The organism is Collinsella aerofaciens (genome assembly GCF_039752775.1).
GTDB lineage: Bacteria > Actinomycetota > Coriobacteriia > Coriobacteriales > Coriobacteriaceae > Collinsella > Collinsella aerofaciens_R.
On the sequence record NZ_JBDMGT010000049.1, the window covers coordinates 1 to 10,810 of the forward strand.

Below are 10,810 nucleotides of genomic sequence, written 5' to 3' on the forward strand. Positions count from 1 at the left end.
CAGACCTTCCTGAGCTTGCCGATCTCGGAAGGCACGTGCAGACCTTTCGTCATGGCCTCCTACCTTTCTTTCGGGCCTTACTGGCCGAATGTATCAGCGCCCCTCCGTATGGGACGCTGCTTGCTGACAGCTCTAGTTATATCCAAAAACCACCTGCAATTCCACCTCGCCCCCGAACGGTCAGCAAAGTGCGATGAACGGTATATCTCATATGATTCCCCCATGATGCACTTCGGTTCTCTAAAGCAGGTTTTCAAAGGTAAATGTTCTTTTTTCTAAGGAATTAAGCTAGATTGCACAAATATTTTCATGTTTAGGAATTGCATAGCTAAAACGGTTTTCTGCATATATATGTCGTTTGTTCATGATTCAATTTGGATTCGATTGTATTCAGCTCTCAATCATTCTTATTCATACATCCTCACCAATTGAGTATGGATATAGATTGTTTCTAAACGAGTTGGGCAGTTAGTTGCATGCCTTGGCAGCGTAAGAAGTAGGTAAAGATACCGTTCGTGCGATGCGTCCGTGCCACAGGTCGACTAAATTGAGACAATAGTGATTAGTGTTAGGCTACCGTCCCTTGTGGGGACTGAACGGACAGATGCATATGCCGAGCAAAATCGAAAAGAAGCAAGCCGCCGCAAAGCTGCGCAAACCGCCGCGCGACTTCTCGTACACGCAAAACCGAGAGCTCAGCTGGCTACGCTTTGACAACCGCGTGCTCGACGAAGCCTTCGACGAAACCGTTCCGTTATTCGAGCGACTAAAGTTCGTCTCGATCTTCGAGTCCAACCTCGACGAGTTCCTTATGGTGCGCGTGGGCGGCCTGTCCGATCTGGCGGAGCTCAAAAAACAACCTGTCGACAACAAGAGCAATATGACCGCCTCCGAACAGGTCGATGCTGTCATGGCCGAAATGCCCGGGCTCCTTACCCGTTGGGAGTCCATCTTTAAGAGCATCGAGGGCAAGCTCGACACCTTGGGCGTTCACCGCGCCCACATCGATTCGCTTACGCCCGAGGAGCGCACCTTTGTAACCCGCTACTTCCAGGCCTACGTGTCGCCGGTCATCTCGCCGCTGGTCATCGATCCTCGCCACCCCTTCCCCAACCTGCGCAACGGCGCGCTCTATCTGGCCTGTGGTCTGGACGGCGCCACCGACGAGGAGAGCCTGCTGGGCCTTATCGAGATTCCCGCCTCGATGAACCGCGTGGTCGAGATCCCCTCGCCCACCGGCACCTACTCCTACATCTTGCTCGAGGACGTCATCCTCGCCTGCCTGGACAGCTGCTTTGGCTCCTACAAGCCACTCGACCGCGCGCTCATCCGAGTCACCCGCAACGCCGACATCGATCCGGACGGCGAGGGCGTCGAAGAGGAAGAGGACTACCGCCAGCACATGAAGCGCATTCTCAAGAAGCGCCTGCGTCTGCAGCCGGTAGTGCTCGCGGTCTCGGGGTCGCTCGAGAAGGCGACGCTCAAGACCATCCGCAAGGCGCTCGAGCTTTCGCGCCGCTCGGTCTTTACCTGCGATATCCCGCTCGACCTGGGCTACGTCTTTGGCATTGAGGGCAAGATTCCCGAGCACCTGCGCAACGAGCTCCTCTTTACGCCGTTTAAGCCGCAGCCCAACCCCACCATCGATATGACCCGCTCCATCCGCGAACAGGTGCTGCAGCACGACAAGCTGCTCTTTTATCCCTACGAGGCCATGAACCCCTTCCTGGATCTGGTGCACGAGGCCGCCTACGACCCCGAGTGCATCTCGCTGCGCATCACACTCTACCGCGTGGCCAAGCAGAGCCGCCTGTGCGAGTCGCTGATCGATGCTGCCGAGAACGGCAAAGAGGTCACGGTGCTCATGGAACTTCGTGCCCGCTTTGACGAGCAGAACAACATCGAGTGGGCCGAGCGTCTGGAAGAGGCGGGCTGCACCGTCATCTATGGTTCCGAGGGCTTTAAATGCCACTCAAAGATCTGCCAGCTCACCTATCGCGAGGGCATGGCGCTCACCCGCCTCACGCTTTTGGGCACCGGCAACTTTAACGAGAAGACGGCCAAACTCTACAGCGACTTTATGCTCATGACAGCCCATCCCGGCATCGGTGAAGACGCCAACCTGTTCTTCCGCAATCTGTCGCTGGGCAACCTGCGCGGCGACTACCGCTTCCTGGGTGTGGCGCCCGTCGGACTGAAACCGCTCATCATGCGCGGGCTTGACCGCGAGATTCAGCGCGCCCTTGCCGGCGAGCCCGCCCGCGTGTTCTTTAAGCTCAACTCGCTGACCGACCGCGAGGTCATCGACAAGATCGCCGAGGCATCGTGTGCCGGCGTGCGCGTAGACATGATCATCCGCGGCATCTCGTGCCTCAAGCCCGGTGTTTCGGGCAAGACCGAGAACGTGCATGTCCGCTCCATCGTCGGACGCTTTTTGGAGCACGCGCGTGTTTACGCTTTTGGCGTGGACTCGGACATGGTTTACCTGAGCTCAGCAGACATGATGACACGCAACACCGAGCACCGCGTGGAGATCGCCTTCCCCGTGCTCGACCCCACCTGCCGCGCCCTGGTACACGAGTACATGGGCATGCAGCTGCAGGACAACGTGAAGGCCCGCAGCCTCACGAGCGACGGCACCTGGGTCCCCGTGGAGTGTGCAGAGGGTGAGAAACCCTTCAACTCGCAGGAAGCTCTACTGGAGCGTGCCTATCGCAACGCCGAGGCCGCCGCGCAGCAGCGCGCACAGGAGAAGGAACGTGTGGCCGAAGAAGCTATTCAGGACGAGGTTGAACATGGGGCAGCCGCCAAACCGGAAGCGGTTGCCGCTCCCCCGGTGAATGAGCCCGAGGCTGCCGCAGAGCCCGCCATGGAGAAAGCGCCCGAGCCCGCTACCGCGACTCCGGAGCCCGCCGCCGAGGCAAAGCCCGCCTCAGCTCCTGATCCGCAGCCGACCACACCCAAGGTCCAAGAGTTCCAGGCGACCGTCATTGAGCCCGAGCCTGCACCTGCACCTGCACCTCAGCCCGAGCCGCAGGTCACCAAGCCCGTATCCGAGACGAGCGCCCGTCGCGATAAGCCCGCCGGCAAGACCAAGGCCATCGAGCGCCATCGCCCCGGTCGCGTGCGCATAGGCCTGGGCCTGATCGGCCTGGGTCTTAAGACGCTCATTACCGGCAAGACGAAATAGTCGTTTGTAGAAGCAGTTTGTAGAAGCGCCCCGCATTTGAGGAAAGCCTCGGATGCGGGGCGCTTTTCCCTGCTACCATGGTGCGAACAACAACGCGAATGACAGGCAGGAATATGAAGCTCACTATAGAATCGATGACCTACGGCGCCGACGGGCTGGCACACGCCGACAACGGCAAGGCCGTCTTTGTGCAGGGCGCCGTGGCAGGCGACACCGTCGAGGCCGAGGTCGTACAGGACGGCAAGTCGTTCATGCGTGCCCGCACCACCGAGATTCTGGAGCCAAGCCCCGATCGCATTCAGCCTCCCTGCCCCTTCGTGGGCATCTGCGGCGGCTGCTCGTGGGGCAATCTCTCACGCACGGCACAGCTCGCCGCCAAGGAGCAAAATCTGCGCTCCACGCTCGAGCGTATCGGCAAGTTCAGCCCCGATCAAGTCGATGAACTGGTGCAACCCATCCGCCACACCAAGGATGATTGGGGCTACCGCAATAAAATCGAACTCGAGCCGACCGTTGTAAACGGCCGCGTGCGTCTTGGCATGCACGGTGTCGATCCTCGCAAGATCGTGACCGTCGATTCGTGCCCGTTGTTCGACAAACGCTTCCCCAAGGCACTCAAATCGGTCGTCGGCGCACTCAACTATCTAAGCGGCAGCCATGACTTGGGGCTCGAACGCGTGGGCATTCGCGCATCGCGCCGCACCAAGGCACTCGAGGTCGCACTCTGGACGCCCACAGGCTCTTTTCCGCGCTCGCAGGTCTCCCGCGTGCTGGCGGACGCCGCTCATCCCACGAGCATCGTGCGCGTGATGAGCAAGGGCGAAAAGAAGGCCCGCCGTGTCTCCAAGGTCGAAATGCTCGCCGGAGAGGGCTCATGGACCGAGAATATCGCCGAGGGTCAGATGCGCTTGTCTGCCCCGTCTTTTTTCCAGGTCAACACCAAGGGTGCCGAGATTTTGATCGAGCTTGTCATGGAAGCGCTCGACCCGCAGGAAGACGAGCTTGCCGTGGACCTGTACTGCGGTGCCGGCACCTTTACCCTGCCGCTCGCCCGCCGCTGCGACTTTGTCGCTGCCGTCGAGGCCTACGGCCCCGCCGTGCGCGATCTACGCCGTAACCTGGAAATCAACAAGCTTGATAACGTCGACGTCATCGGCGGAGACGCGGTGCGCGAGTTCCCCGACCAGGATGCCGACATCTTGGTGGTCGACCCGCCGCGCGCAGGCCTCGCCCCCGAGGCGATCGACCTTATCGCCAGCACGAGTGCCCGCGATGTCGCCTACGTGAGCTGCGACCCGGCCACCCTGGCGCGCGATCTCAAACGCTTTGTCGAAGAAGGCACCTTCTCCCCCGTAAAGATCACGCCAGTCGATCTGTTCCCACAAACCTTCCACTGCGAGACCGTCGTCCACCTCAAGCGCAACTAGCCACTTAATCATTGCTCAGAAAAATCATTGGGAAATCGAGCGTGGCAAGCGGAGGTCTTCGGGGTATAAGACGGCTAATTGTATGCCGCCTATGAAAGGAACCCTCATGCCCAGCGTTGCCGTTCTCGCCGCCGATGGCTTTGAAACTATTGAATGCTTGACCATGGTCGATGTCATGCGTCGCGGCGGCGTGCGTGCCACGCTCGTCTCGATTATGCCCACGCGTGAGGTCGTAAGCTCGCTGCAGATCCCCGTGACCTGCGATGCACTCTTTGATGAGATCAACTTTGACGAGTACGACTGCGTCGTGCTGCCCGGCGGCCTGCCCGGTGCCACCAACTTGCGCGCAGATCAGCGCGTCTGCGACGTGGTCTGCGAGTTCGCCGCGACCAAGCACGTCGCCGCCATCTGCGCCGCCCCGTTTATCCTGGGCGAGCTCGACCTGCTCGAGGGGCACCATGCCACGTGCTTCCCTGGCTTTGAGAAAAGCTTCCCCGAGGGCGCCTATACCGGCGAGAAGGTTACGCAAGACGGCAACATCATCACCGCCAGCGGCATGGCCCAGTCGCTCCCCTTTGCGCTTGAACTGCTGCGCACGCTCGCCGGCGACAAGGCTGTCGAGAAGGTCGCCGAGGGCATCCAACTATGATTTTGGCTTCGCAATCACCGCGCCGCATCGAGTTGATGCGCGAGGCAGGGTATGACATTCGCGTGATTCCCGCAGAAATCGACGAGACTCCCTTCGACGGCGAGGCCCCGCTCACACTTGTCGAGCGCTTGGCACGCGCCAAGGCGGCTGCCGTTGCTGCCGAGTATGCCGAGCCCAATGAGCTGACGGTCGCGGCCGACACCATCGTCACCTTTGACGGCAAGATTCTGGGCAAGCCGGCAACCGAGGACGAGGCGCGCACCATGCTCCGTGAGCTTTCGGGCCGCACGCACCAGGTCGCAACCGGCGTCTGCATCGTTAAGGCAGGCGATACTGCCGCCCCGCATGCCGCCGAGAGCCTGTCGTTTGTCGATGTGACCGACGTGACGTTCTATGAGCTTACCGACGGGCAGATCGAGCACTACGTCACCTCTGGTGAGCCCATGGATAAGGCAGGCGCCTACGGCATCCAGGGCACAGGCGGCCGCATGCTCGTGCACGATATTTCGGGCGACTTCTATAACGTGGTGGGCCTACCCATCGCCCGCGTCGCACGTGCCATTCAAAAACTCTCGTAATTGCATCTGGCGCCGGGTGTCCCCCAGCGCCTACAATTTTGGCGTACCGTACGGATCCCGACCGGGCACAAGGCGCGGCGGAAAACCGATAGGAGTTAAACATGGATACACTGCTCGAGGCCATTGACGTCTGCGATGTCGATGGCTTTTGCTATGGCAACTATACGGACGAGGAGGCCGGCACCGGTTGCACCGTAATCGTGGCACCCGAGGGCGCCACCGGCGGTGTTGACGTTCGCGGCGGTGCTCCCGCTTCGCGCGAAACCGACCTGCTGCGACCTGAGAACACCGTCGACAAGGTCCACGCCGTCTGCCTTTCGGGCGGATCGGCCTTTGGCCTCGAGGCTGCAAGCGGCGTCGCTCGCGAGCTTGAGAGCCGCGGCATCGGCCTTCCCGTCGGCCCCACGCAGGTGCCTATCGTGTGCTCGAGCTGTATCTTCGACCTCGCCTTTGGTAACCCCACCGTTCGCCCCGACATTGAGGCCGGCATCGCCGCCGTGCGCGAAGCACTCGACAACACCCCCACCAAGCTCGAACAGGGCAACGTAGGCGCCGGCACGGGCGCTACCGTGGGTAAGCTCATGGGCCCCGCTACCTGCATGAAGGCCGGCCTTGGCGCTGCCGCCGTGGCGCTCGGCCCCATCAAGGTGGGCGCCGTGGTCTCGGTCAACGCCTGCGGCAACGTTGTCGACCCCTTCACCGGCGAGTGGGTCGCCGGTATGCGCGCCGCAGCCGATAGCGACCAGATCGTCGACATGGAACTCGCAGCCTTTGCCGCCGCCGGATCCATGCAGATGCCGCTCGACCGCACCAACACCACCATCAGCTGCATCGTCACCAACGTGGAACTCACTAAGGCACAAGCCACCAAGGTCTCCCAGATGGCTGCAGACGCCTACGCACACGCCATCCGTCCCACGCACACCACCAACGACGGCGACACTATCTACACCCTCGCCAGCGGCAAACTGGGCGCCCAGGCAAGCGCCACCGTTCCCCTAGACCTGCTGGGCATGCTCGCAGTAAGGGCCCTGGAAACTGCCATCGTAAACGGAGCCAAAACCGCCAAAACCTCCCACGGCATCCCCGGTGCCGCAAAGTAAACTAGCTCGTCCGGTTGCCCGGTGGGGCTTGGTTATGTTTGCTGCTCTACAGTCCTGGCTCGCACGAAGAGCACATTAAGTGCTCTTCGGCTCGTGCGGAACTCGCGACAAACATAACCAAGCCCCACCGGGCAACCTACCAACCAGATTCTTTTCAGCCCAGGCCCCTGTGTACCGCGCGTCGAAGATCTTCAAATTCAAATAACCTGACAATCGATTCTTATAGCAGAGGCCCCTTGGCCTTTAGTTTGATACAAGTTCCGCACGAGCCGGAAAGCACTTAATGTGCTTTCCGTGCGAGCAGGACTGTTCGCAGTAGCAAACTAAAGGCCAAGGGGCCCAGTCAACCTATCAGCAGCGATTACTCAGCAGCTAGTTGAATTTGAAGATCTTTGAGGCAAGACGGTATAGGCCGAGTGTGGTTTTGTCACCGGCACGACCGCGCAGATTGGTGAAGAACCCGACCACGCCGTAGCGGGCACGACGATACATGCGCTCGTCATAGGCCTTCAAATCATTCCACAGCGTCTTTAGGCGCTCGTCGGCGCAATCTTCCTCGGAAAGCTTGGTGAGCACCGAGCAAATCGCCATCATCATGGTGAAGTACCCCATCATGTACGAACGCAAGCGCGACGACTCAACATCGCTGTACAGATGGTACGACTCCATCATGATACGTGTAACACGGAACTGCTGGTCCAGACGCTTGACCATCGTTGCCTCGTTGACGCTCTGGCCTTCGCGACCGATAAAGTAGCGGTAGAGGTCGATGTCGGCGTAGTACATGGTCTTGCAACGCGGTAGCGGCACGTAGGCGTAGATGTTGTCCACATAGAACGTGTGCGGCGGCATGGGAAGGTTGGACTCGCGCAGCACATCCGTGCGATAGCACAGGCTGTGCATGAGTAGGTTCTGGTCCAGGCGGAAATGACCGATCTGATCCCAGGAAAAGATCTTTTTGCGCGGCAGGGCAAATTTGTAGCCAATAGCGGTATGCGTGCCCTCGTAAACCTTCTCGTACACGTAGTTCGAGATAAACAGGTCAACGCGCTGGTCACGCTCTTCAAAGCCACGCAGAATCGACAGTATAGTCGAAAGAGCCGCAGCATCGAGCCAGTCATCCGAGTCGACGACCTTGTAGTAGGTGCCCTGTGCCTCGCGCAGACCCGAAAGGACGGCAATACCGTGGCCGCCGTTCTCCTGGTGCACCGCGCGAATGATACCGGGATAACGTGCCTCCCACTCGTCGGCCTTATCGGCCGTCTCGTCCTTGGAGCCGTCGTCCACTACGATAATCTCGATATCGGTGGCGTAATTGCTCCCCTCCAAGATAGAGGTGATGCAATGGTCCATGTCCTTGGCGGCGTTATACGAGGGAATACCGAATGTTATGACTTTATGCATGGCAGGCGATAATCTCATCCGAAAGATCGAGGGCGGAATTGGTCACAGCGTCCATATCGTAGTAACGATACTCGGCCAGACGACCCACCGGGTGGAAGTTCGTCAGGTTCTGGACGCGCTCAAGATAGCGCTCATAGAGCTCACGGTTCTCGGGCTCAAGAATGGCGTAGTACGGCGTCTCACCCGAGCCGGGCGTATAGGCCTTGGAGTATTCCTTCATGATGGTGGTCTTGCCGGGCAGGACCTGGCCAGTCATATTCTTGAACTCAGTGATGCGCGTGTAATCCTCGCTCGTGGTGTAGTTGACGGTGCCCACGGGCTGGAACTGATCCATATCGAGCGTCTCGAACTTCATGTCGAGCGTACGGTACGGCAGGGCGCCCAGGTCGAGATTGAACAGCTCGTCGAGCGGACCGGTGTAGACGATCTCGCCGCCATAGACCTTACCGTCGATCTTGACGGTGGTCTCGTCGATCTCGAAGAGGTCGCGGGCGTCCACGTCGCAGAACACATCAATCAGATCGTGGTCGAGCATATGCTCAAACAGCGCGGTATAGCCGTCCTGCGGCATGCCCTGGAAGGGAGCCTGCGGGAAGTAGCGGTCATCATCGCCCACAAAGACGGGAACACGGCCGGTGATCGAGGGATCAATCTGGTCGGGCGTCTGGCCCCACTGCTTCATGGTGTAATGCAAAAAGACGTTCTCGTAGACGTAATCAGCGACCTCGGCCAAGTCGGGGTCGTTCTTCTTACGCAGCTCCATAATGGGCACCTTGACATCCTTGCCAAAGGTCTCCACGAGCTTCTGATACAGCTCCTCGCCGCGCTCGTCACCAAAGGCGAGCTTGAGACTCGCGTGGTTGAAGGGCACGGGCATAAGGGTGCCGTTGATGTTGGCGAGCACCTTGTGCTGATAATCCGTCCACTTGGTAAAGCGCGACAGGAAATTGTGCACGCGCTCGTTAAAGGTGTGATAGATATGCGGACCGTACTCGTGGATCAGGATTCCGGCCTCGTCAGTGCAGTCATAGGCATTGCCCGCAATGTGGCTACGGCGCTCCAAAACGGCAACACGATAGCCGATGGTCTCGGCAAGACGGCGGGCGCAAACGGCACCGGCATATCCAGCACCGACGACAATCATGTCGTACGCGCCGGCGTTAAAGCCTTCAGGCAGGCCTGAGGTAATCTGCATCGATACTCCTTGTCAAAAGCCACGGGCTCGTTAGCTGGGCTTTTCTCGAACATTCTTCGAGACATATTTATCAGAGCGATTATAGCGCTAATGCGTCCTATAATGAGCTTGCCACACAAGGAAAGCTCAAGCACCGCGGCGTACATAATTGAAAGGTAAACCCGCTAGCAGCGGGTTTATTCGTGAACAGCCGGGCGCCTGGAGCTTAGTGAAACGCTTGTAAGGAGTAACATGAGCGATTTCCTTAACCGTATGAAGTCTGCCGCCAAGGCCGACCTTAAGACGATCGTCCTGCCCGAGGGCGAGGATCCGCGCACCATCGTCGCGGCCACCAAGATCATCGAGGAGGGCCTGGCAAAGATCGTCATCCTGGGCAACCCCGACGAGATCAACGTTCCCGGCGCCACCGTCATCGATCCGCGCAATGCCGAGAAGCACGAGGAGTACGCGCAGAAGTTTGCCGAGCTCCGCGCCAAGAAGGGCGTCACCATCGAGCAGGCTCGCGCCCAGGTGATGGACGCCACCTACTTTGGCACCATGATGGTCAAGATGGGTGACGCCGACGGCCTGGTCTCCGGCGCCTGCCACTCCACCGCCGACACCCTGCGCCCCGCGCTGCAGATCCTTAAGACCGCCCCGGGTACCAAGCTGGTCTCGGCCTTCTTCGTGATGTGCACCGACACCCCGCAGTTCGGCACCAACGGTACGCTGATCTTCGCCGACTGCGGCCTCAACATCAACCCGTCCTCCGACGAGCTCTCCGAGATCGCCATCGCCTCCGCTCACTCCTGGTCCACCTTTATGGGCAGCGTCGAGCCGCACGTGGCCATGCTCTCCTACTCCACCATGGGCTCCGCCGGCGGCGAGGTCGCCAAGAAGGTCCAGGAGGCCGTTAAGTTCTGCAAGGAGAAGGCTCCCGAGCTCGCCATCGATGGCGACCTGCAGCTCGACGCCGCCATCGTTCCCACCGTCGCCCAGCTCAAGGCCCCCGGCTCCTCCGTTGCCGGCAAGGCCAACGTGCTTGTGTTCCCCGATCTCGAGGCCGGCAACATCGGCTACAAGCTGGTCCAGCGCTTCGCCGGCGCCGACGCTTACGGCCCCATCCTGCAGGGCATCGCCAAGCCGGTCAACGACCTTTCGCGCGGCTGCTCTGCCGACGACATCGTGGGTGTCGTAGCCATCACCGCCGTCCAGGCTCAGATGGCTGAGTAGCGTACGCATCGCCCGAAGGCCGTACGGGCTAACCCCTGAAAACACTCCGCAG

8 protein-coding genes are annotated in these 10,810 nt (G+C 59.9%); 6 read left to right on the top strand and 2 right to left on the bottom strand.

Features of this window, described 5'->3' with window-relative positions:
- The first annotated feature begins 610 nt into the window (after positions 1-610).
- The 5 genes from ppk1 to ABHR63_RS09660 all read left to right on the top strand — a co-directional run bounded on the left by ppk1 (position 611) and on the right by ABHR63_RS09660 (position 6,947).
- Positions 611-3,190: a polyphosphate kinase 1 gene (ppk1, locus tag ABHR63_RS09640; RefSeq protein ID WP_346965167.1), complete on the top strand. Its 2,580-nt coding sequence runs from the start codon at positions 611-613 to the stop codon at positions 3,188-3,190.
- A gap of 98 nt (positions 3,191-3,288) precedes the next feature.
- Positions 3,289-4,617: a 23S rRNA (uracil(1939)-C(5))-methyltransferase RlmD gene (gene rlmD, locus ABHR63_RS09645; protein WP_346965168.1), complete on the top strand. Its 1,329-nt coding sequence runs from the start codon at positions 3,289-3,291 to the stop codon at positions 4,615-4,617.
- 106 nt (positions 4,618-4,723) lie between these two features.
- Entirely contained in the window at positions 4,724-5,266 is a 543-nt protein-coding gene (locus ABHR63_RS09650) for a DJ-1 family glyoxalase III (protein ID WP_346965169.1), read from the top strand.
- Positions 5,263-5,844, top strand: coding sequence for a Maf family protein (locus ABHR63_RS09655; RefSeq protein ID WP_346965170.1), 582 nt, complete (start codon positions 5,263-5,265; stop codon positions 5,842-5,844). The genes ABHR63_RS09650 and ABHR63_RS09655 overlap by 4 nt, the downstream gene beginning before the upstream one ends.
- A 101-nt stretch (positions 5,845-5,945) precedes the next feature.
- Entirely contained in the window at positions 5,946-6,947 is a 1,002-nt protein-coding gene (locus ABHR63_RS09660) for a P1 family peptidase (RefSeq protein ID WP_195361190.1), read from the top strand.
- Between the two features lie 372 nt (positions 6,948-7,319).
- Here the strand turns inward: ABHR63_RS09660 and ABHR63_RS09665 are convergent, their stop codons facing one another.
- Positions 7,320-8,351 (bottom strand): glycosyltransferase family 2 protein, encoded by a 1,032-nt coding sequence (locus tag ABHR63_RS09665; protein WP_346965172.1) that lies wholly within the window; start codon positions 8,349-8,351, stop codon positions 7,320-7,322.
- Positions 8,344-9,546, bottom strand: a complete 1,203-nt coding sequence (gene glf, locus ABHR63_RS09670; protein ID WP_022094097.1) for a UDP-galactopyranose mutase — start codon at positions 9,544-9,546, stop codon at positions 8,344-8,346. Before glf ends, ABHR63_RS09665 begins: the two co-directional genes overlap by 8 nt.
- A 231-nt stretch (positions 9,547-9,777) precedes the next feature.
- Between glf and pta the strand changes: the two genes are divergently transcribed.
- A complete protein-coding gene (gene pta / locus ABHR63_RS09675) occupies positions 9,778-10,758 on the top strand; it encodes a phosphate acetyltransferase (RefSeq protein ID WP_346965173.1) in 981 nt (326 codons plus the stop codon).
- Positions 10,759-10,810: the final 52 nt, after the last annotated feature.

Bases quoted from the DNA above. Each gene is read 5' to 3' on its own strand.
- ABHR63_RS09660 (WP_195361190.1), top strand. From the start codon at position 5,946: ATGGATACACTGCTCGAGGCCATTGACGTCTGCGATGTCGATGGCTTT.
- ABHR63_RS09655 (WP_346965170.1), top strand. From the start codon at position 5,263: ATGATTTTGGCTTCGCAATCACCGCGCCGCATCGAGTTGATGCGCGAG.
- ABHR63_RS09665 (WP_346965172.1), bottom strand. From the start codon at position 8,351: ATGCATAAAGTCATAACATTCGGTATTCCCTCGTATAACGCCGCCAAG.
- ABHR63_RS09650 (WP_346965169.1), top strand. From the start codon at position 4,724: ATGCCCAGCGTTGCCGTTCTCGCCGCCGATGGCTTTGAAACTATTGAA.
- pta (WP_346965173.1), top strand. From the start codon at position 9,778: ATGAGCGATTTCCTTAACCGTATGAAGTCTGCCGCCAAGGCCGACCTT.
- rlmD (WP_346965168.1), top strand. From the start codon at position 3,289: ATGACAGGCAGGAATATGAAGCTCACTATAGAATCGATGACCTACGGC.
- ppk1 (WP_346965167.1), top strand. From the start codon at position 611: ATGCCGAGCAAAATCGAAAAGAAGCAAGCCGCCGCAAAGCTGCGCAAA.
- glf (WP_022094097.1), bottom strand. From the start codon at position 9,546: ATGCAGATTACCTCAGGCCTGCCTGAAGGCTTTAACGCCGGCGCGTAC.